Here is a 21,772-nt window from a genome sequence, read left to right on the forward strand (position 1 = left end):
GAAACTGACGGTTCGTCAGATGGGAAGCCCTCGGGGACGACGGCCACCGGCTCGGGTCAGCCCGCGACGGCTCCCGTCGACCGGGTCCAGGCCACACCCGCCGTGTGCCCGGTCCGGTAGGCCGTCACCCGGACGGTGATCTTCAGCCCGCGCTGGGCCGACGTCGGCGTGAACGTCGTCCGCGTCGCCCCGCTGATCGCCCGCCCGTTCGCGTACCACTGGTACGCGTACGAGGTCGGCGCCGGCGTCCACACGCCCCCGTTCAGGGTGAGCGTCCGCCCCACCCGGACCGTGCCCGTGACGTACGGCGCGGTCGTGGCCTTCGGCGCGAGGCCGACGGCGACGGTGACGCCCGCCGTCGTGTACGACCCGTTCAGGTGCCCGGTCCGCAGTGCCGTGACCGTCACGGTCAGCTTCTTGCCGAGCGCGGAGGCGACGGGCACGTACGAGGCGCCCGTCGCGCCCGCGATCGCCACGCCGTCGGCCCGCCACTGGTACGCGTACGAGGTCGGCGCCGGCGTCCAGGTGCCGACGACCGCCGTCACCTTCGACCCGACCCGCACGGTCCCGGAGATGCGCGGCACCGTGGTCGGCTTGGGCGCGACGCCCTTCACGACCACGGCGGCACTGGCCACGGTGAGCGTCGGATGCCCGGCCTTCCGTGCGGTCACGGCCACCGACAGCTGCTTGCCCTGGAGGGTGGAGGGAATCGTGTACGTGGAGGCCGTGGCCCCGGCGATGGCGACGCCGTCGGCCCGCCACTGATACGCGTACCCGTCGGGCACCGGCGCCCACGTCCCGACCTTCGCCGTCACCTTTCCGCCGACGACGGCGGTGCCGGTGACGGTGGGGGCGACGGTGGCGTGGAGGGGCGCGATGACCGTGACGGTGCCGCGGGAGTACCGCACGCCGTCGTGCGTGAGCACGCTCAGGCTCAGCGCGGTGCGCGGGGCGCTCGTCAGGTCCAGGGAGACGTCCATGCTCCGCCGGTCGGGCGCGACGGAGACCGTCGTCGACCGGGCGCGGTAGGTGCCGCCGGAGACCTCGACCACGTCCTTCTCGTGCAGCGCGGCCCCGGTCACCTTCATCGTGATCTTCCCGGCGCCGACGGTGCCGGGGGTGACGGCGGTGACCGTGCGGGTCACGGTGCCGCAGCCGTACGGGCAGTACGCCGTGGCCCGTACGTCGGTCGGGGTCTGCGCGGGAATCGACGGCAGCCCGATCACGAGGGTGGTCGGCCGGGCCACGCCGCCGTAGCTGTCCTCGGACGGCACGCTGCAGCTGTAGTACGCGTTGCCGGACCGGTCGCAGACGCTCTGGCCGGCCGTCCCGTCGTACAGCCACGGCGTCGGCGACTTCGAGAGTTCGAGCGCGGGCGCGAACGACAGCTTGAGCCAGTCGTTCGACGCCGTCGGGAGCACCGCGCAGAGGGCCGGCCTCTGCTCGTTCAGCGTGCCGGTGAGCGGCCCGAAGCCGTACGTGACGTCCGGCACCCTGACGCACTCGGGCGGGGGCCCGGTGGCCGTGCCGATGCGGAGGGCGTCGAAGCGGTACGCGGGGGCGGTGGTGTCGCCGTCGGCGACCTGGACGATCGCCTGGTAGCCGGTGGACCCGGTGACGGCGCAGCCCGAACCGAAGTCCTCGCACGCGGCCTCGCCGTTCGCGTCGTACACCCCGAACCCTGTCGCGAGCCCCGCCGCCGTGTACCGGGCGTTCAGGTGCAGGGTGTCCCGCGCATCGGCCGTGGTCACCCGGTGGCACAGGAGCGTGCCGGGCTCGGCCGGGACACCGGCGGCCGACGGGGCGCCGGCCTTGGTGGCCGGGGTGTCGACGCAGCCGCGCGCGGTGGTGGTGACGTCCCTGCGGACGAGGGTGTGCTCGGCGGGTGTGGCGTCGCCGTGGAGCAGGACCGTGTACGAGAGCCCGGGCTTCAGGGCGCAGTCCAGCGGGAACCTGACCTCCTGGTCCTTCGGCAGACAGGCCTGCCGGCCCTTCTCGTCGAGCACGCTGATGTCGAGGCTGCGGCCGCCCGACGCGTCGGAGAGCGAGATCAGCTCGCGCGTGGAGTGGTCGGCCGCCGGGATCGTCAGGCAGTCGGAGAAGACCTCGCCGCCGGTGGTGACGTCCGCCCGGGGCGAGTTCAGGCCGAAGTCACCTGCGGGGAGGGTCCGGCAGTCGCTCGGGGTGTCCGTGCGGCGGACGACGAGTCCGTATGCGCCGGTGTCCGGGCCCGAGTACTTCTTCTTCACGATGGCGCGGTAGGGCGCCGTGCCGCCGAGGGCGCAGGTGCCCGCGGACAGTGCCTCCTCGGCCCAGCAGCGCGGGGCGCCGGTCGCGTCCAGAACCTCGATGTCCGTCGCCACGCCGCCGGCGGAGGGAGTCGAGAGGATCGCCACGTGGGCGCCCTGCGGGACGGGCAGGTTCACACAGTCGGCCTCGGTGGGTGCGGTCAGAGCGCCCTGGTAGAGCTGCCCGAGCGACACGTTCTCGCAGCCCGCAGCGGCGGAGGTCCGGTCGAGGATCCGCACGGTGCCGCCGGTGACGAGGGTGTACGTGACGCCTGCGGTGAGCTTGCAGCCGACCGTGTACTCGCAGATCTGTCCGGTCGGCGCATACACCTCGAGGCTGCTGGAAACGCCGTCTGCCGTGAAGGCCTCCACCGCGTAGGTGCCGGTCGTGGTGGGCGTGAACGTCTTGCACTCGGTCGGGGGCGAGACCTCGACAGGCACGGAACCGTAGGGCGTCACGCCGATGACCGCGCAGCCCACCGGGTGGGAGAGCTGCCGGACCGTCAGGGTGTACGGGACGGGGTAGACGCCGGCGTTGGGGTCGAGGTGTGCGAGGACGCGGTAGCCGCCGACCCCGGCGGGCAGGACGCAGTCGTGGCCGACGCCGCAGAGCACCTTGCCCGTGTCGTCGGTGATCCACGCGCTGACGTTGGCGGACGCGCGCGGCCCGAGGGCCGTCTTGATCAGCTCGCCCTGAGTGGCGGTGAAGGGGTGGCAGACCATGCCGAGGTCACCGGAGGAGGTGCCGGTCACCGGGGCCGTACCGAAAGCGGTGTCGGCGGGGGCGGAGCAGCCGGGGCCTGCCATCAGCGGGACGACCGCGACCTGAGCGCTTGTCGCGCCACCACGGGTGAGGTCGAGGGTGTACGTGCCGGCGGCGAGCTCGCAGGGGCTGCTGGTCAGTTCGGGGCAGGCGACCCGTGTCCCGCCGGAGAAGAACGTGATGGACCCGATCCCGCCTTCCACGAGCACCTGGTGCAGGCCCGGCCTTTCCACGGTGACCGTGAAGCAGGCGTGGCCGTCCGGGCCCACCACGAACGGGCGGGACGCGTCGCCGGGGCCGTTCAGCTGGGCGAGAGGCAGGGCTGGGCAGGGATCGGCCGTCGGGGTCGGCGCGGGCGTCGGGTCCGTCGTGGGTTCCGGCGCCGGGGCCGTCGTGGGCTCGGACGCCACCGAGGGCGCCGTCGAGGACGACGCCGTGGCCGCCAGGGCCGTGCCCGTCGGGAGCAGAGGGCCCAGGAGGGCCGTCAGCAGGGCGGGGACCAGCAGGAGCGATCTTCCGGATCTTCCGGATCTCCTGGGTCTTCCAGATCTTTCGCGCGAGCGCGCGGGGTTGGGCATTCCGTTCCCCCCGGAGCGGTGTTTGGCATATGCGCGTCACACCCTAGGGGCCCGGTACGACAGCCTCCGCTACCGCCCCTCGTACCGCGCCTCCCGCCGCTCCACGAAGCTCGCCACCCCCTCCTGCGCGTCCCTCGTCGTCATGTTGATCTCCTGCGCCGTCGCCTCCGCCGCGAAGGCGACGGAACGGTCCACGTCCAGGGACGCGTTGACCAGCTGCTTCGTGAGGGTCAGGGCCCGCGTCGGGCCCTGGGCGAGGCGTTCGGCCCACTCCCGGGCCGTCTTCTCCAGGGCGTCGGATGGGACCACCCGGTTCACCAGGCCCATCCCGAGCGCCTCCGCCGCCGGCACCGCGTCGCCGAAGAACATCAACTCCTTCGCCCGCTGCGGCCCGATCAGCCGGGGCAGGAGGTACGCCCCGCCGCCGTCGGGCACGAGCCCCCGCCGTACGAACACCTCGATGAAGCGCGCCGAGTCCGCCGCGAGCACCAGGTCACAGGCGAACGCGAGGTGCGCCCCGATCCCGGCCGCCGTCCCGTTCACCGCCGCGATCACCGGCTTCTCGCAGTCCAGTACGGCGGAGACGAAGCGCTGCGCGCCGAGCCGGATCATTCGCGCCACGTCCCCCGCGACACGATCGCCCGACGACGGCGCGCCCCGCAGGTCCGCGCCCGCGCAGAAGCCGCGCCCGGTGGCCGTCACCACCACGCAGCGCACGTCCGGGTCGGCGGACGCCTCCGCGAGCAGGGCGATGATCCGCTCCCGCTGGTCCCAGGTGACCGCGTTCATCGCCTCGGGCCGGTTGAGGGTGATCCACGAGACGCCGTTCTCGACGGAGTGGAGGACGTCGGACACGAGTGACTCCTATCGGCAGACCGCCAGCGCGTCCAGGGCCACCGCCCCCTGCCCGCGCGGCAGCACCATCAGCGGGTTGATGTCCAGTTCGGCGAGGTCGCCGTCGAGTTCGAGGGCCATCCGCTGCACCCGGAGCACGACCTCGACGAGCGCGTCGACGTCGGCCGGCGGGGCGCCCCGTACGCCGTCGAGCAGGGCCCGGCCGCGCAGTTCGTCGAGCATCGAGCGGGCCTCGCGTTCGCCGAAGGGCGGGACGCGGACGGCGGTGTCGTTCAGGACCTCCACCAGCACCCCTCCCAGGCCCACCGTGACCGTCGGGCCGAAGAGTTCGTCCTGGGTCACGCCCACCACCATCTCGACCCCGCGCCCGACCATCTGGCAGACGAGGATGCCGTCGAGGTCGATCTCCTCGAAGCGGGCGATGTCCGTGAGCTCGCGGTAGGCGTCCCTGACCTGGCTGGCCGAGGTCAGCCCGACCTTCACCAGGCCCAGTTCCGTCTTGTGGGCGAGCTGGGCCCCCGACGCCTTCATCACCACCGGGTAGCCCACGAGGCCCGCCGCCCGGACGGCCGCCGCCGCGCTCGTCACGAGCTGCTCGCGCGGCACCCGTATCCCGTACGCCCGGAGCAGCTGCTTCGCCGCGTGCTCGCTGAGCCGCCTGCCCGGCCGCAGGAGCGCCTGGGCCTTGCGGAGGGACGGGGAGGGGGTGCGGGGGGCCTCGTCGAAGGGGGAGCGGTAGGCGGCGGTGAAGCGGTGGTGGTCGAGGTAGGCCTTCACGGCCCCGATGCAGTTGGAGAACGTACGGAAGGTGGCGACGCGGGAGGAGCCGAGGAGGGTCGTGCGGTACGCCTCCTCGGTGCCGACCGGCGAGCCCCAGACCACGCACACCAGCTTGTCGGTCGCCTCGGCCGCCTCGACGAGGTCCTGGGCGAGCTTGTCGCTCATCGGCGGGAAGGGGCCGGTGATCGGACAGATCAGGACGCCGACGGACGGGTCGGCGAGGATCGCGTCGATGATCTTCCGGCCGCGCCAGTCGCCCACCGGGTGCCCGCCGTTGTCGACGGGGTTGGCGACGTTCAGGTACTCCGGTATCCACTGGTGGAGTTCGTCCTGCTTGGCCTGGTGGAGCACCGGCAGGGAGAGGCCCGCCGCCGTGGCCAGGTCGGCGAAGTGGGCTCCCGTACCGCCGGAGATGGAGTAGACGACGACGCCGTCGGCGAGCGGCCGGCGCGCGCGGGCGAGGAGGGCCGAGGTGTCCTGGAGCTGGTCGAGCCCGTCGACCCGGATCACCCCGAACTGCCGCATGGCCGCGTCGACGACCCGGTCGGCGCCGGTGAGCTTGCCGGTGTGGGAGGCGGCGGTCCTGGCCCCGGTCTCGGTGCGGCCGACCTTCACGGCGACGACGGGCACGCCCTCGCGCGCGGCCCGGTCGGCGGCGAGGAGGAAGGAACGGCCGTCCTTGAGCCCCTCGACGTAGCAGGCGATGGCCCCGACCTCGGGCCGTCCGGCGAAGTACGAGAGGAAGTCGGCGGTCTCCAGGTCGGCCTCGTTGCCCGTGGGCGCCCAGTGGGAGAGGCGGACGCCGAGCTCCTGGAGGGTGAAGACGGGCCGCCCCTGGTGGCCGGACTGGGTGATGAGGGCGACGGCGGGGCCTTCGAGGTCGTCGCGGAAGCGCTCGAAGGCGTTGAGGTTGGTGTTGGGGCCGAGGAGGCGGAGCCCGGAGCGGCGCACGGCGGCGGCGAGCCGCTCCTGCGCTGCGGCGCCGGCCTCCCCGGTCTCGGCGAAGCCGGAGGCGAAGGCGACGGCGAACTTCACCTTGGTCTCGGCGAGTTCCTCGATCACGGGCAGCGGATCGGCGACGAGGAGGACGGCGAGGTCGACGGGTTCGGCGAGCGCGCGGACGGACGGCACGCAGTCGATCCCGAACACGCTCGTACGGGTCGGGTGCACGGGCACGAGCCGGGCGCCGACCCGCTCGGCCCAGGCGAGCAGCTGCCGGGTGATGCCGGTGTTGGGCCGGCCCTCGGCGTCGGAGGCGCCGACGACCGCGACGGACTCGGGCCGGAAGAACCGGTCGAGGTCGGGGACGGGCAGGTGCAGCGGCCGCCCGCTGACGTCCAGGTCGCCGGCGACGGCGGTGACGCCGTGCACGGCGTCCCTGGGCGCCTCTCCGCAGGCGACCACGCGGGCGCGGAGATCGGTGGTGAAGGTGCCGTGAGTCGATCCGAGCATCGTTCCGCTCCACCCTTCCGCCCATGACTGATGAACTGACGCTCAGTCAGATTACAGAACTGACGAGTAGTCAGGAATAGGCGTGCGGGGAGGAGTCGTACGGGCCGGCTCCCCGTCGGCTTCCCGTCGGTTTCCCGGCGGTCTCAGCGAGAGGGGGTCTTGCCGCTCCGCGCGATCCGCCGCGCGATCCGCTCCGCGTCCCTCGCCAGCTCGCGCAGCATCCCGCTGATCGGGTTCGTGAACCCCGTGAAGTAGAGCCCCGGCGTCTCGCGCGGGCTCCGTGCCCCGTGCGTCACCGGCAGCCCGCGACCGTCGAGCACGTCCAGGTGCCCGAGGAGCGGCTCCAGGGCGCGCCGGTAGCCGGTGGCCGCGATCACCGCGTCCGGGGCGATCCGGCTGCCGTCCGCGAGGACCACCTCGCCGTCCTCGAAGGACTCCAGGGCCGCGACGACCTCGACCTTCCCGGCCCGCACGGCGTCGATCAGGCCGACGTCCTGCACCGGGATCGCGCCCTCCCGCTGCCGGGTGGCGAGGCCCTTGTCCGGCCGGGGCAGCCCGTGCGCCGTGAGGTCCGGCACCGCGAACCGGGCGGACAGCGCGCCCAGCCGGTCGACCAGCGCCACCGGCAGCCGCCGCACCAGGATGCCGGAGCGCTGGGCGGGCCAGCCGAGGGTCGTGCGGCGCACGATGTGCGGGACGGTCCGCACCGCGAGCCGCACCCGGGCCGCGCCGCCCCCGGCGAGGTCGGCGGCTATCTCGGCGCCGGTGTTGCCGACGCCGACGACGAGGACGTCCTTCCCCTCGTACGGCCCGGGGTTCCGGTACGCGCACGCGTGGACCAGCTTCTCCCCGTACTCGTGGAGGCCGGGCCACGCGGGCAGGTGCGGGGTGTGGTTGTACCCGGTGGCCACGACCACCGCGCGCCCGGTGAGCCGGCGCCCTCCGGTGGCGTGCAGGACCCAGTCCTCGCCCGCCCGCTCGATCCGGTGGACCTCGACCCCGGTCACGACCTCCAGCTCGTGCTTCTCCGCGTACGTCTCCAGGTAGCGGACGACGTCGGCGCGGGCGACCCAGCGGCCGAACGAGCGGGGCATCTTGAGCCCGGGGAGGGCGGAGAGCCGCCGGGTGGTGTGCAGCCGCAGCCGGTCGTAGTGCGCGCGCCAGGAGGCGCCGACGGCGTCGGACTTCTCCAGGACGACGGCCCGGACGCCCCGCGCGCGCAGGGCGGCGGCGACGGCGAGCCCGCCGGGTCCGCCGCCGATGACGTACACGGGGTGGACGGACTGTGGAGACGGTGGTTGGGGGGTGGTGACCATGAGTACCGAGCGTAATGACGTGTACACGCAATGGGTCTCGACCGGGAAGGGATTTCGGTTGCGAATCGGTCACGCGCGCACCGGTGGTCACGGCTGCCGAACCCGGCGCGGGCGCCGGCCCGCCGGTGGTCGGCGCCTGGTGTCGGGCGAGTCCATGGCCGCACGCCGTAATGGCCGAATGTCCCACCTCGCCGTCGCGGCCCCTCGCCGACCTGGGCGGATCGGGCCGGTCGCGGGCCGCGTCCTCCTGCTGTGTGGCTCGTTCGCACCGCTCGGAAGTCCCGGTATGCCCAATTTTGCGGCTATCTCCTTGTTGCCAGGCCAAATGAGGACACCGCCATGCGCCCCGCAGACGCGCCCTCAGCTGCCAAGGTCGAGTCAACGCCCCGGCGAGAGTCCGGGGCATCGAAGGGGGAGACGTGAAGGCGCTTCGTTCCAGAGTAATGACCACCCTGGCGGGTTCTGTGCTCGCCGGCGCAATCCTGGCGGCCGGTTCGGCGCTCGCCGTCGAGGCGAACGGCTCGTCCGCCGCGGTGGTGTCCCTGGACGCTTCCGCCACCCCCCGGGATCCGGGCTGGGACAGCATGCCCACCGACCCGGGCTGGGACACCGCGGCCCGCACGGTCTGACGCTCCCGGCGCCCCGCGCCCTGGCACCGCGCCCTGCCGTCCGGGCGTGACGCCTCGGCGCCCCGTGCCCCGTCCCCGGTGCCCCGCGCACCGGGGCCCGGCACCCCGCGCTCCGGTCGCGGCGCCCCGCGCCCCGGCCCCGGCCTCGGCTCCGGCTCTCCGTGACGCCATGCGGCGGCGGAGGGTCGGGGTCGCCCATCTGTGCCCTTTTTGTAATGGAATGTCCGCCCCAATAGACCGTCAAGGGATGGTGCTCAACCATGCGTGAATTCCAGATAGCCGGCCGCCGCGTCGGTGACGACACCGGTTCCTACGTCATCGCCGAGATCGGCCACAACCACGGTGGCAGCCTGGAGAAGGCCGAAGAACTGTTCCGCGCGGCCGCCGCGGCCGGCGCCCACGCGGCCAAGCTGCAGAAGCGGGACAACAAGTCCCTGTTCACCAAGGCCATGTACGACCAGCCGTACACCGGCCGCAACAGCTACGGCCCCACCTACGGCACGCACCGCGAGGCCCTGGAGTTCGGCCGCGCCGAGTACGCCCACCTCGCCAAGGTGGCCGCCGAGGTCGGCATCGACTTCTTCTCCACGGCCTTCGACCGCCCGAGCGTCGACTTCCTCGTCGAGCTGGACCTCCCCGCCATCAAGATCGCGTCCGCGGACGTGACGAACACCCCGCTCCTCGAGTACGCCGCCAAGACCGGCAAGCCGCTGATCGTCAGCACCGGCGGCGCCACCATGGACGAGGTGCGCCGCGCGGTGGAGACCATCCTGCCGCTGAACCCGCAGCTCGCCCTGCTGCAGTGCACGGCCGTCTACCCGGCCGCGCCGAGCGACCTGAACCTCGCCGTCATCGAGACCTTCCGCCGCGAGTTCCCGGACGTCGTGATCGGTTTCTCCGGCCACGACCTCGGCCCGGAGGCCGCCTTCCTGGCACACGCGGTCGGCGCGCGGGTCGTCGAGAAGCACTTCACGATGGACCGCACCCTCCCCGGCACCGACCACCAGTTCTCCCTGGACCCGGGCCAGCTCGCCGAGCTCGTCACCGGCCTGGAGCGCACCCGCCAGGCGCTGGGCTCCCCGGTCAAGCAGTGCAGCGACACGGAGGCGCCGGCCGTCCGCAAGATGGGCAAGAAGATCGTCGCGGCCCGTGACCTGCCCGTCGGCCACGTGCTGACGGAGGAGGACCTCGCGTACCGCTCGCCGGGCGACGGCATGAAGCCGTACCTCTCCGGTCTCGTGGTGGGCCGCGCGCTGCTGATGCCGTTGCGCGCCGACGACACCGTTCGCATCCAGGACCTGGCGGACGCGGCCGACTTCCTCCCGCTGGACGAGATCCCCACCGCGGACGGGCTTCCCGCGGCGGCCGGTACGGCCGGACAGGGCGAGCCGGTCATGGCGACGGAGGGAGTCGTTGTCCACTGACCTGCGCGGTGAGGTGGCCGTCGTCACCGGTGCCGCGGGCAGGCTGGGCCGGCTGTGGAGCCAGACCCTGCTGGCCGCCGGGGCGAACGTGGTCGGCCTGGACCTCGACGAGACGCCGCCGAAGGACGTACAGGAGGTCGCGGACCGGGAGGGCAGCGGGGACTACGCCGCCGTCTGGGCGGACGTGACCCACCGGCCGTCGCTGGAGCAGTCCCTGCGGTGGTGCCAGGACCGGTTCGGCGCGCCCACCATCCTGATCAACAACGCCGGTATCGACCAGCCGCCCTCGTCCCGGGTGGGCAACTTCTACTTCGAGGACGTCCCCGAAGAGCTGTCGGCCATGACCCTCGACGTCAACGCCATCGGGGCGCTGCGCGTCTGTCAGGTCTTCGGCTCGGTGATGGCGGCCCAGGGCCGGGGCGTCATCGTCAACATCGGTTCGCTGTACGGAAGCGTGGCCCCGTATCCGCCGCTCTACGAGCACCTGGCGAGCGACCCGCCCTTCCTCAAGCCGCCCGCGTACGGCATGTCCAAGGCCGGGGTCGGCGCGCTGAGCCGGTACCTCGCGGCTCTGTGGGGTCCGCGCGGCGTACGGGTGAACACCCTTTCCCCCGGCGGTGTGCTGGGTGACCAGGACCCGCAGTTCCGGGAGAAGTTCACCGACCGCGTACCGATGGGCCGGATGGCGCACCCCGAGGACCTCTCCGGTCCGCTGCTCTTCCTCGCCTCGGCCCAGAGCAGCTACGTCACTGGCCAGGAACTGCTCGTCGACGGCGGCTACACCTGCTGGTGATCCCCGGCCGCGAAGTCCCGGTGGCCCTCCTCCTACGGAGTCATACATGAACCTGCCCCTGAGCCGGGTTCCGCTCGCGGAGTTCGACCGCGTGCGCACCGGCATCGAAGACCCCTACGAACGCACGCGCGCCTTCTCCGCGCTGTGCCGGATCAACACCCTCTACATGGTGATGCGCGCCGGCTCGGGCCATCTCGGTTCGAGCTTCAGCGCCGCCGACGTGGTCAGCCACCTGCTGCTGAACGAGATGACCGACCCCTGTACGGACGACGGCGACGTCTACTTCTCCTCCAAGGGGCACGACGCCCCCGGCCTGTACTCGGCCCTGATCGGCTTCGGCGCTCTGCCCGAGGACCTGGTGCACCGGCTGCGCCGGATCGACGGACTGCCCGGACACCCGGACGTGCACACCCCGTTCATGCCGTTCAACACCGGCTCGCTCGGGATGGGCATCTCCAAGGCCAAGGGTCTCATCCTGGCCGACCGGCAGCTCGGCCGTCGGCGCCGGATGTACGTCATGACCGGCGACGGGGAGCTGCAGGAGGGCCAGAACTGGGAGGCCCTGGGCAGCACCGCCCATCACGCGATGGGCGAGCTGACCGTCATCGTCGACCACAACAAGATCCAGTCGGACACCTGGGTCGCCGACGTCAACGACCTGGGCGACCTGATCGCGAAGTTCGAGGCGTTCGGCTGGGGCGCGCTGCGCGTCGACGGGCACGACCAGCAGGCTCTGGAGGCGGCCTTCCGCAAGCGGGCCGAGGCGTTCCCGGACCGTCCGGTCGTGATCGTCGCCGACACGGTCAAGGGGGGCGGCTGTGCGACCTTCGCCGCGACCTCCATGCCGGCGGACGAGTGGATGTACCAGTACCACAGCGGCGCCCCGAGCGACGAGGACCACCGGTCGGCCCACGCCGAACTGGTCACCGCCGCCGACGAGATCCTGCGCCGCGCGGGCCTGGACCCGCTGCGCCTCGTGCAGGAGGCGCCGCGCGTCCCGCCCGCGCCGCCGTCACTGCGGCTGTTCCAGGCGTACGGCGAGGAGCTGGCGGCGCAGGCCGAGCAGCGGACGGACATCGTGGCCCTGGACGCGGACCTGGTGCTCGACACCGGTCTGATCCCGTTCTCGGAGCGCCACCCCGACCGCTTCTTCGAGTTCGGGATCGCCGAGCAGGACATGGTCTCGGCGGCCGGCGGGATGGCCGCGGGCGGACTGCTGCCGTTCGTGCACTCCTTCTCCTGCTTCCTGCACTCGCGGCCCAACGAGCAGATCTACAACAACGCGACCGAGGGCCGGAAGGTCGTGTACGCCGGCGCGCTGGCCGGACTGCTCCCGGCCCAGCCGGGCCACTCGCACCAGGCGGTACGCGACGTCAGCGCGATCGGCGCCATGCCGGGGACGGTCGTACTGCAGCCGGCGAACGCCGCCGGGGCGCGGGCCGCGGTGCGGTACTGCCTGGACACACCGCACAGCGTCTACCTGCGGATCGCCAGCGTGGCCGTGCCGGCGGAGGTCGACGCGCTCGGCGCGGAGGAACTGCGCACCGGCGTCGGCCGGATCGTCCGGGCCGGCGGGCGCACGGTCGCCGTCGGCGCGGGGCCGGTGGTGCTCGGCCAGCTGCTGCGGGCCGCCCAGCTGCTCGAAGCCGACGGCATCGACCTCACGGTCGTGGAACTGCCGTGGCTGAACCGGGTCGACGCCGACTGGCTGACCGCCCTCGCGGCCGGTGCGGACCAGCTGATCGTGGTGGAGGACCACTACGTCAAGGGCGGCCAGGCGGACCGGATCGCCCGGACCCTGCTGGAGATCGCCCCCGCCGCGTCGCCGTCCTTCCGGGGCGTCGGCCTCACCGAGGTCCCGCGCTGCGGCACCGACGAGGAGGCCCTCAAGGCCCACGGCCTGCACGCGGAGCAGCTCGCGCGGACCATCCGCGCGGAGGCCGCGGGCACCGGAACCCCGGGCCCGCTGGACCTCGCCTCCCGTGGGGCCTCCCGCCGGGTCTGAGCGCGGCCCCACCCCCCCCCGGCAACACCCTCTCCGACATCCGAATCCCGAGGAGTACATCCCGTGAAGACCGTCTACAACGACGTCACCCGCCCCCCGGAGGAGCTCATCCAGTCCTTCCGCGAGGTGACCGAGGAGTACAGCCCCAGCTGCCTCGTCACCGACGCCCGCGCCCGGGTGGGGGGCATCGGCGGCCTGCTGCCCGTCAAGCCGCACCACAAGATCGCCGGCCCGGCGCTCACCGTCTCGCTGTCCATCGACGACCTGGTCGACTGCATGCCGCTGCTCAGCCGCGCCAAGCCCGGTGACGTCATCGTCGTCGCCTGTCACGAGACCAAGCGCACCGCCATGTGGGGCGGGCTGATGTCGACCCTGTCGATGAAGGCGGGCATCGCCGGCGGCATCGTCGACGGCGCGATCCGGGACGTGGACGAGATCCGCGACCTGGACTTCCCGGTCTGGTACCGCAGCACCGTCCCGCGCCCCTCGCCCAGCGCGGTGCACGACCGCACCGAACCCGTGCAGTTCAACGTCCCCGTGGTGATCGACGGCCAGGTGATCGAGCCGGGCGACATCGTCGTCGCGGACGAGAACGGCATCGCCGTCGTGCCGAAGAACAGCGCCGAGGAGGTGCTGGAGGGCACCCGCTTCCAGATCGGGAAGGAGAAGACGATCCGCGAGAAGATCAACTCGGGTGCCACGCTGGCGGAGCTGCTCGCCGAGTTCGGACACCTGTGATGCGACCGACGCGGATCCTCCTGACCGGTGCCGACGGGATGCTCGGCCGGGCTCTGACGGCCGCTCTCGCCGCGAGCCCGGCCACCCGGGACTGGCCGCTCCTCGGGGTGTCCCTCGCCGACTTCGACATCGCGGACCGGGAGGCGCTGGACGCCTGCGTCGACGCGTTCGGCCCGGACGTGGTCATCCACACGGCCGCGCTGGCCGTCGTGGACACCTGCGAGACCTCCCCGAAGACGGCGATGCGGGTCAACATCGAGGGCCTGCGCAACATCGCCGCCGCCTGCCGGCGGCACGGGGCCCGACTGCTGTCGCTCTCCAGCGACTACGTCTTCGACGGCCTCGGCGCCCCGGCCGGCGGTTACCGGGAGGAGGACCTGCCCAACCCGCTCAGCGTCTACGGACTGACCAAGGTCGCGGGCGAGCGGATCTGCTCCCTCGTGCCCGGCCACCTCAACATCCGGACCTCCTGGCTCTTCGGCGGTACGGACGAAGGGGTGGACGTGGTCCTCGCGGCGGTGCGACAACTGCGCCGCGGCGAGGCACCCCGGCTGATCCACGACCAGTTCAGCCTGCCGACGTACACCGCCGACCTGGCCGACGCGCTGGTCTTCCTGCTGACCCGCGAGACCCCGGTCACCGGCACGCTGCACATCGCCAACAGCGGCACCGCGAGCTGGTACGAGGTGGGCCGGGAGATCCGCGCCGTGCTCGGCACCGGACCGCAGCCGCTGCCGCTGCCCATGGCGGAGTGCGGGTTCATCGGCGGCCGGCCCGTCGACTCCACCCTCGGCACCGCGCGGCTGGCCGGGCTCGGCCTGGTCCTGCCGCACTGGCGCGACGCCCTGCACCGCTTCCTTGCCGACCTCCCCGCCGACGCCCCCGAGGACGCCGTGAGATGAACACCCGACACCGCTGGCGCACCTGGTCCAACGCGGCCGAGTGCACCCCGCTGCAGCTCACCCGGCCGGAGACGGAGGACGGCATAGCCGAGGCCGTGGCGCGGGCCGCCCGCGAGGACCTGGTCCTCCGGGCGGCCGGCACCGGCCACTCCTTCAACGCCCTGGCGGCCACGGACGACGCGCTGGTGGACCTCACCCGCTACCGGGGCGTCGTGGCCGTCGACCACGACGCCCCGTCGGTCACCGTCAGGGCCGGCACCCGGCTCGGCGAGCTGGCCGCCGCCCTGCACCGGGAGGGACTGGCCCTGCCCAACATCGGCACCCTCGCCGAGCAGACGGTGGCCGGCGCGATCTCCACCGGCAACCACGGCACCGGGCTCGCCCACCCGCCGCTGGCGGCGGAGGTCCTGGCCGTACGCCTGGTGGACGCCGAGGGCGAGGTCCGGCAGCTGACCCGGGAGGATCCCGAACTCCTGGCCTGCGCCCGCGTCTCCCTCGGCGCCCTGGGAGTGCTGTCCACGATCACCCTGCGCTGCGTACCGGCGTACAACCTGCGCACGGTCTCCGGAAGCGAACCGCTGGACGCCGTCCTGGAGCGGTTCGGGCAGTGGGCGGGCAGCGCCGACCACGTGACCCTGTCCTGGCAGCCCTGGGGCGACACGGCCGGCACCCTGGCCTGCCACCGCACCACCGAGCCGGTCACCCCCGGTGGCGACCGGCGGCGCTACCGGACCACGGCCGGCGAGCTGTGGGCCGGGGCGCTGGGACTCGCCGGAGCGGGCGTCCCCGCGGCGGTACCGAGGCTGACGGGCCTGTTCCCCGGCGGCGACACCGGCCCGTACACCGGGACCGGACACCGGGTCCACACCTTCCCGCAGCCGGTGCGGTTCCACGCCCTGGAGCACGCGCTGCCGCTGGAGCGGGTGCCCGAGGCACTGCGCGCCCTGCGGCCGGCTCTGCGTGGCCGCGGCATCCACTCCCCCTACTCGGTGCTGGTACGCGTCGGCGCCGGCGACGACGCCCCGCTCAGCCCCGCGTACGGCGGACCCACCGGCTATGTGAACCTCACCGTTCCCAGGAGCGCCCGCTACCGGGTGCTGCTGCGCACGGTCGAGGCGGTCATGCGCGAGCACGGCGGCCGGCCGCACTGGGGCAAGGCGCACACCGCGGACGCGGCGGTCCTCGCCGGACGCTACCCGCGCTGGGACGACTTCCAGCGGGTACGGGCGCAGCTGGACCCGAAGGGCCGCTTCACCAGCGACTACATCCGCCGCGTACTGGGTCCGGTACGGGCCCCGGCCGCCGTGCCGGAAGCCGCAGGGGAAGGGGTCCGGTGACATGGTCGTGCGAGCGATCCTCCTCGACTTCGACGGGCTGATCTGCGACACCGAGCAGGCCGCCCGCGACTCCTGGACCGCGCTGTTCGCCTCCCACGGGCTCGACTTCCCGGACGGCCTGTGGCGGCGGATGGCCGGCCGGCACGACGGGGAGGACCTGGCGCTGGCCCGGCTGGCGGACGAACTGGGCGCCCCCGTGCCCCCGGAGGAGCGGGAGCGGCGGCTCGGACTGAAGGCCGAGCTCTGCCGCGCGCAGGGACTGCGGCCGGGCGTCACCGCCCTGTTGGACGAGGCCGAACGGCGCGGTGTCCCCGCGCACGTCGTGTCCAGCTCGTCGGCCGACTGGGTGGAGCCGCACCTGCTGCGGCTCGGCGTCCGCGACCGTTTCGCCTCGCTGGTGACCGGCGACCTCGTGGAGCGGCGCAAACCCGCACCGGACCTCTACCTGCTCGCCCTGCGGCGCGCCGGCCTGTCCCCACGGGAGGCGTACGCCTTCGAGGACTCCCCGGTCGGTCTGCGCGCCGCGCGCGCCGCCGGTCTGCGCTGCGTCGTGGTGCCGTCGGCCGCCGCCGAGGGCGCCGCCCTGGACGGGGCGTCCGCCGTACTCGACTCGCTCGACGAGTTCCACTTCGACCAGCACACGGAAGGAAGCCACTCCCGATGAGCGACACCCTCGCCCAGCACCCCGCGGCGCCCGGCGGCGGGGCGGGCGCCCTTGCCAGCCCCGGTGCCGGGCACCCGGACTGGATCTGGCGCAGCGGCGAACTGCTGCCCTGGGAGGAGGCCCGGATCCACGTCAACGCCGTCGGCCACGCCTCGGCCGCCGCAGTCTTCGAAGGCATCAAGGCGTACCGGGCCGCGGACGGCGAGCGCCTGCTGCTGTTCCGGCTGCGCGAGCACCTGGAGCGCCTGCGGACCTCCGCCCGGATCTGTCGTCTCGACCTCCCGTACAGCACCGACGAGATGGTCGACGCGGTGGTGCGCACCATACGGGCCAACGGCTACCGCGACGACGCCTACATCCGCCCCTGGGCCTTCCCCGAAGGCATCATCCGGGAGCAGATGGTGCCCGCCGGCGCCCGCTGCGAACTGGTCGTCGACACCTGGCCGTTCGACAGCGGACTCAAGCGGACGCAGGGCTGTCGCGCGGCGGTCAGCTCCTGGCTGCGCATCAGCGACGCCTCCACCCCGCCTCGCGTGAAGGCGTTCTCGAACTACCACAACGGCCGCCTGGCGCTGATGGAGGCGCGGGAGAACGGCCACGACTGGCCGATCCTGCTCAACGAGCGCCACAAGGTCACCGAAGGCGCCGCCGCCTGCCTCGCGCTGGTCCGCGACGGTGTGGTGATCACCCCCTCGCTGACCAGCGGCGTGCTGGACAGCATCACCCGCTCCACGGCCCTCACCCTGCTGCGTGAGCTGGGCGTGCCCGTCGAGGAGCGCGAGGTGGACCGCACCGAGCTGTACCTGGCCGACGAGCTGTTCTTCATGGGCACCGCCTGGGAGATCCTCCCGGTCACCTCGATCGACGGTCTGCCGGTCGGCACGGGCGTGCCGGGGCCGGTCACCGGGCGGTTGGAGGCCGCGTACACCCGGCTGGTGCGCGGGGAGAGCGGCGAGCACCGCGACTGGTTCACCGAACTGCACATCTGAGACGCGGCCTCGCGGTGCCGCGGTCGAGGATCGATTCCAGGAAGGACGCGTGATGAGAGCCATCGTGGTGACCGAGCCGGGAGGCCCGGAGGTGCTGCGGTACGTGACGGTCGCCGACCCCCGCCCGGGGCCGGGCGAGGTACTCGTCGCGGTGGAGGCGGCCGGCGTCAACTTCATCGACGTGCAGCTGCGCTCCGGCCGCTACCCGGCCCGCTACCCGCTGATCCCCGGCCAGGAGGCCGCGGGCCGGGTGGTGGAGACCGGGCCCGGCGTGGACGGCCTGCGCCCCGGTGACCGCGTCGGTTGGGTCAACCTGCCCGGCGCGTACGCCGAACTGGCCGTGATCCCCGCCGCGCGGGCGGTACCGCTGCCCGACGAGGTGGACGCCACGACGGCGGCGACGGTGCTGCTGCAGGGCATGACGGCGCACTACCTGGTGCACGACAGCCACGGGGTGCGCCCCGGAGAGACGGTGCTGGTGCAGGCGGCGGCCGGCGGACTCGGGCAGCTGCTCGTGCGGTGGGTGAAACTGCTCGGCGGGCGCGTGATCGGCACCGTCTCCTCGGCCGAGAAGGCGGAGGTGGCGCGGCACGCGGGCGCGGACGAGGTCATCGGCTATGAGGACGTGCCCGCCCAGGTCCGCCGGCTGACCGGCGGCGAGGGCGTGGCGGCGGTGTACGACGGGGTGGGCGGGCCCACCTTCGAAGGCTCCCTGGGCGCACTGCGGCCCCGGGGAACGCTGGTGATGCACGGCAGGGCGGGCGGGGCGGTGCCGCCGCTGGACCTGGAGCGGCTCAACGCGGGCGGCTCGCTGAGCGTGACCCGCCCCAACCTCGACCACTTCATCGCCGGCACCGCCGAACTGCGGACCAGGGCCGCGGAGGTACTGGACCGGGTGGCCACCGGCGAACTGACCGTCTCCTGCGGCGCCGTCCACCCCCTGGAGCGGGCGGCGGACGCGCACGCCCGGCTGGAGAGCCGCCGCTCCACGGGCAAGCTCCTGCTCACGACGTGAGCGCGGACCACACGAACGCGGCACGGACGCATCGACGAACGCGGGCACAGGCGTGCGCGCGCATACGAAAGGGAAGACGTTGACCCACCCCACCCTCACCATCGGAGGCGACCTCACGGTCGGCCGCCTCGGATTCGGCGCCATGCGGATCACCGGTCCGCAGGTCTGGGGCCCGCCCGCCGACGTGCCGGGCGCCCTCAAGCTGGTCCGGCGGGCCGTCGAGCTGGGCATCACCTTCATCGACACCGCCGACTCCTACGGCCCCGGGGTCAGCGAGGAGCTGCTGGCCGAGGCGCTCCACCCGTACCCCGAGGGTCTGGTCATCGCGACCAAGGCAGGTCAGAGCCGCCCCTCGGCGGCCGAGTGGCAGCCCCTGGGCCGCCCCGAATACCTGCGCCAGCAGGCGGAGTTGAGCCTGCGCAGGCTGCGTCTCGAACGCATCGACCTGTTCCAGCTGCACCGCATCGACCCGCAGGTCCCGCTGGCCGACCAGCTGGGCGCGCTCAAGCGGCTGCAGGACGAGGGCAAGATCCGCCACATCGGCCTCTCCCAGGTGTCGGTCGCCCAGCTGGAGGAGGCACGGCGCCACGTCGAGGTCGTCAGCGTGCAGAACCTCTACAACCTCTCCCGCCGGGAGGACGACGACGTGCTGGACTACTGCGAGCGGGAGGGCCTGGCGTTCATCCCCTGGCTGCCCATCGACCGCGGCGCACACGCCGCCGCCGAGGGCCCGCTGGCCGAGGTCGCCGCCGAGCTGGGCGCCACCCCCGCCCAGGTCTCCCTGGCCTGGCTGCTGCACCGCTCGCCGGCCGTGCTGCCGATCCCGGGCACGTCCTCCCCCGCCCACCTGGAGGAGAACGCGGCCGCCGCCCGACTGGAGCTCACCGCCGAGCAGTTCGCGCGCCTCGCGGGCACGGGGAGTGAGGCGGCATGAGCATCCTGATCCTGCAGAGGAAGAACCTCAGCCGCCGCCGCCACCTGGAGCGGGCGAGGAGCTACGCCACGCAGCACGGCGAGCGGCTGCTGCTGATGATGAAGGATCCCACCTGGGAGGCCGACTACGTCGACCGGGTGGTCGTCGCGGACACCTCCGACCTGACGGAGACCGAGACCGCCGTCAAGCAGCTGGTGCACGACGAGAACGAGCCGATCCGCGCCGTGGTGACCTTCACCGACAGCGGGGTGCCCATGGCGGCCCGGGTGGCGGCCGTGCTCGGCCTGCCCGCGGTGAGCGAACGCACCGCCTATCTGGCCCGCGACAAGTTCGCCATGCGGCAGGCGGCGGCCGAGGGCGGTGTCGCCCAGCCGGCCTTCGACCTCGCGCGGACCGTGGACGAGGCGAAGGAGAAGGCCGCCCGGATCGGCTACCCGCTGATCCTCAAGCCCTTCATCGGCTACGGAAGCATGTACGTCCGCAGGATCGACGACGAGCGGGACCTCGAGGAGCACTTCGAGGAGCTGCGGACCGGAGCCTGGGAGGGCTTCGACTGGGATCCCCTGTACGCCGAGGCGCTCCGGCTCTACGAAGGGGCGCTGCTCCTCGAGGAGTTCGTGCCGGGCGCCGAGGTCAGCGTCGAGTCGCTGATCGTCGACGGTGCCACCCGGGTGATCGCGGTCCACGACAAGCCGCTGCCCACCGGCCCCACCTTCGAGGAGGTCTACGCCTGCACCCCCACCCGCCTGCCCGCGCACGTGGTGGAGCGGCTGGAGGAGGCCACCGCCCGGGTGCACGAGGCACTGGGCATCCGCACCGGTGGCAGCCACGTGGAGTTCCGGCTCCGCGGCGAGGAGCCCGTGCTCCTGGAGGCCGCGGCCCGGCTCGGCGGCGGCCCGATCTGCCGCTCCGTGCAGCTCAGCACGGGAGTCGACATGGTCGGCGCGGTCCTCGACCTGGCCTGCGGCCGGACGCCGCGGATCGAGCCGGCCGAGCGCAGGACACATGTGGGCTTCTGGAACATCTTCCCCGCCGAGCCGGGCTTCCTCACCGAGGTCGACGGCCGGGACCGGGCCGTCGAGGACCCCCGGGTGGACGAGATCCAGATCTACCGCGAGCCCGGCGAGTTCCTCGACGTCCCGCCGCGGACCTTCCAGAGCCACGGACACCTGATCTTCAAGGTCGACGAGGCCGAAGACCTGGACGGCACCTTCGAGGAACTGGTCCGCACCGTGCGGCTGCGGACGCGTCCCTGAAGTGTCTCCGTCCCCGCAATCATGGAGGAGTACGTGACCATACCCCTGCAGCTGTCCGAGCACTCCGTGGACGACCACACGCGGGACGTGCTGGCGAAGGAGATCGGCGACCGCCTCGCGGACGCCGAGTTCGACCCGGACCGGGAGACGGCGATCCTCGCCAGGATCGGCGCGCACGTCCTGCGCGGCAGGCTGCCGGTGGACGTCCTGGACGCCGTCACCTCCTTCACCGGATCCGGCTGCCACGCCCTGCTGGTCGACAACCTGGTGGTGCCGAAGGTCCCGCCGACCCCGGTGAACGGCTTCTGCGACGAGGCGCCGCTGGCGGTGGTGAACGCCATCCAGTTCGGCATGATCCAGCTGCTCGGCCTGACCCCGTTCGCCGTCCCGTACGAGAACGAGGGCCGGCTGATCCGCAACGTCGTGCCCAACCCCGCCGCCGCCGGGCAGACCAGCTCCTGGGGCTCCGACGCGGAGTTCTTCTGGCACACGGACAACCCCCATCTGCCCTTCGGGGAGGAGGGGTACGACCCCAGGCCGTACGTGCCGCGCTATCTGACGTTCTGCACGCTGCGCAACCTGGAGGAGGTCCCGACCGAGCTGATGTCCGTCGAGTCGGCGACCCACGGTCTTGACCGGGAACTCGGGCGGCTGCTGGCCTCCGCCTCGTACGAGATCAGCGCCCCGGACTCCAACGACGTGTCCGAGGGCGGCGACCGTCTCGCGCTGCGCGGCGCTCCCGTCCTGGAACAGTCGGAGACGGGCCTGCGCGTGCGCTTCGACCTCGGCACCACCAGCTCCCGCCGCCACGAGGCGACGACCGCCCTCGCCTCCTGGGCCGACACCCTCGCCGAGGGCCCCGCCTGGGATCCGGTGCTGCGGGCGGGACAGTTCCTGGCCTTCGACAACTACCGCGTCCTGCACCGCCGCAAGGCGTTCACCGCCCGGCACGACGACAACGCGCGGTGGCTGCGCCGCTGCTACGCGAGCTGAGCCGCCCACACTCCGGTGTCCGCAAGTCGCCAGTCCGCTAGCGGCCACCGTCCGGTCGGCG

At 73.0% G+C, this 21,772-nt stretch carries 17 protein-coding genes; 13 read left to right on the plus strand and 4 right to left on the minus strand.

All coding sequences use genetic code 11. The features are described 5' to 3' along the window. Positions 1 to 56 precede the first annotated feature (56 nt). The 4 genes from SVTN_RS44360 to SVTN_RS22030 form a co-directional block, all read right to left on the minus strand. Entirely contained in the window at positions 57 to 3,461 is a 3,405-nt protein-coding gene (locus tag SVTN_RS44360) for a hypothetical protein (RefSeq protein ID WP_052499248.1), read from the minus strand. Positions 3,462 to 3,698: 237 nt separating this feature from the next. Continuing rightward, the gene (locus tag SVTN_RS22020) at positions 3,699 to 4,484 is read right to left on the minus strand and encodes an enoyl-CoA hydratase/isomerase family protein (RefSeq protein WP_041130647.1); all 786 of its coding nucleotides are present in this window, start codon (positions 4,482 to 4,484) and stop codon (positions 3,699 to 3,701) included. A 9-nt stretch (positions 4,485 to 4,493) separates the two neighbouring features. Further along, a complete protein-coding gene (locus SVTN_RS22025; RefSeq protein ID WP_041130648.1) occupies positions 4,494 to 6,716 on the minus strand; it encodes an acetate--CoA ligase family protein in 2,223 nt (740 codons plus the stop codon). A gap of 143 nt (positions 6,717 to 6,859) precedes the next feature. Continuing rightward, entirely contained in the window at positions 6,860 to 8,032 is a 1,173-nt protein-coding gene (locus SVTN_RS22030; RefSeq protein ID WP_052499249.1) for a flavin-containing monooxygenase, read from the minus strand. 443 nt (positions 8,033 to 8,475) lie between these two features. Between SVTN_RS22030 and SVTN_RS22035 the strand changes: the two genes are divergently transcribed. The 13 genes from SVTN_RS22035 (at position 8,476) to SVTN_RS22095 (ending at position 21,711) form a co-directional block, all read left to right on the plus strand. Further along, positions 8,476 to 8,661: a hypothetical protein gene (locus SVTN_RS22035; RefSeq protein WP_041130650.1), complete on the plus strand. Its 186-nt coding sequence runs from the start codon at positions 8,476 to 8,478 to the stop codon at positions 8,659 to 8,661. 260 nt (positions 8,662 to 8,921) lie between these two features. Continuing rightward, complete coding sequence (locus SVTN_RS22040) at positions 8,922 to 10,085, plus strand: N-acetylneuraminate synthase family protein (protein WP_063782270.1); 1,164 nt, start codon at positions 8,922 to 8,924, stop codon at positions 10,083 to 10,085. Further along, a complete protein-coding gene (locus SVTN_RS22045; protein ID WP_041130651.1) occupies positions 10,075 to 10,878 on the plus strand; it encodes an SDR family oxidoreductase in 804 nt (267 codons plus the stop codon). Before SVTN_RS22040 ends, SVTN_RS22045 begins: the two co-directional genes overlap by 11 nt. 46 nt (positions 10,879 to 10,924) lie before the next feature. Continuing rightward, positions 10,925 to 12,883, plus strand: coding sequence for a transketolase C-terminal domain-containing protein (locus SVTN_RS22050; protein ID WP_052499250.1), 1,959 nt, complete (start codon positions 10,925 to 10,927; stop codon positions 12,881 to 12,883). A gap of 63 nt (positions 12,884 to 12,946) precedes the next feature. Further along, a complete protein-coding gene (locus SVTN_RS22055; RefSeq protein ID WP_041130652.1) occupies positions 12,947 to 13,621 on the plus strand; it encodes an RraA family protein in 675 nt (224 codons plus the stop codon). Further along, entirely contained in the window at positions 13,621 to 14,523 is a 903-nt protein-coding gene (rfbD, locus tag SVTN_RS22060; RefSeq protein WP_041130653.1) for a dTDP-4-dehydrorhamnose reductase, read from the plus strand. Before SVTN_RS22055 ends, rfbD begins: the two co-directional genes overlap by 1 nt. Then, a complete protein-coding gene (locus SVTN_RS22065) occupies positions 14,520 to 15,860 on the plus strand; it encodes a D-arabinono-1,4-lactone oxidase (protein WP_041130654.1) in 1,341 nt (446 codons plus the stop codon). Before rfbD ends, SVTN_RS22065 begins: the two co-directional genes overlap by 4 nt. A gap of 1 nt (position 15,861) precedes the next feature. Beyond that, entirely contained in the window at positions 15,862 to 16,524 is a 663-nt protein-coding gene (locus tag SVTN_RS22070; RefSeq protein ID WP_041130655.1) for an HAD family hydrolase, read from the plus strand. Continuing rightward, entirely contained in the window at positions 16,521 to 17,513 is a 993-nt protein-coding gene (locus SVTN_RS22075; protein WP_078908447.1) for a branched-chain amino acid transaminase, read from the plus strand. The genes SVTN_RS22070 and SVTN_RS22075 overlap by 4 nt, the downstream gene beginning before the upstream one ends. Before the next feature lie 52 nt (positions 17,514 to 17,565). Continuing rightward, positions 17,566 to 18,528 (plus strand): quinone oxidoreductase family protein, encoded by a 963-nt coding sequence (locus SVTN_RS22080; RefSeq protein WP_041130656.1) that lies wholly within the window; start codon positions 17,566 to 17,568, stop codon positions 18,526 to 18,528. Positions 18,529 to 18,607: 79 nt separating this feature from the next. Continuing rightward, positions 18,608 to 19,462 (plus strand): aldo/keto reductase, encoded by an 855-nt coding sequence (locus SVTN_RS22085; RefSeq protein ID WP_041130657.1) that lies wholly within the window; start codon positions 18,608 to 18,610, stop codon positions 19,460 to 19,462. Beyond that, positions 19,459 to 20,718, plus strand: a complete 1,260-nt coding sequence (locus SVTN_RS22090) for an ATP-grasp domain-containing protein (RefSeq protein WP_041130658.1) — start codon at positions 19,459 to 19,461, stop codon at positions 20,716 to 20,718. The genes SVTN_RS22085 and SVTN_RS22090 overlap by 4 nt, the downstream gene beginning before the upstream one ends. A gap of 33 nt (positions 20,719 to 20,751) precedes the next feature. After that, positions 20,752 to 21,711: a TauD/TfdA family dioxygenase gene (locus SVTN_RS22095; RefSeq protein ID WP_041134147.1), complete on the plus strand. Its 960-nt coding sequence runs from the start codon at positions 20,752 to 20,754 to the stop codon at positions 21,709 to 21,711. Positions 21,712 to 21,772 lie beyond the last annotated feature (61 nt).

The organism is Streptomyces vietnamensis (genome assembly GCF_000830005.1).
In the GTDB taxonomy this organism is placed as follows: domain Bacteria; phylum Actinomycetota; class Actinomycetes; order Streptomycetales; family Streptomycetaceae; genus Streptomyces; species Streptomyces vietnamensis.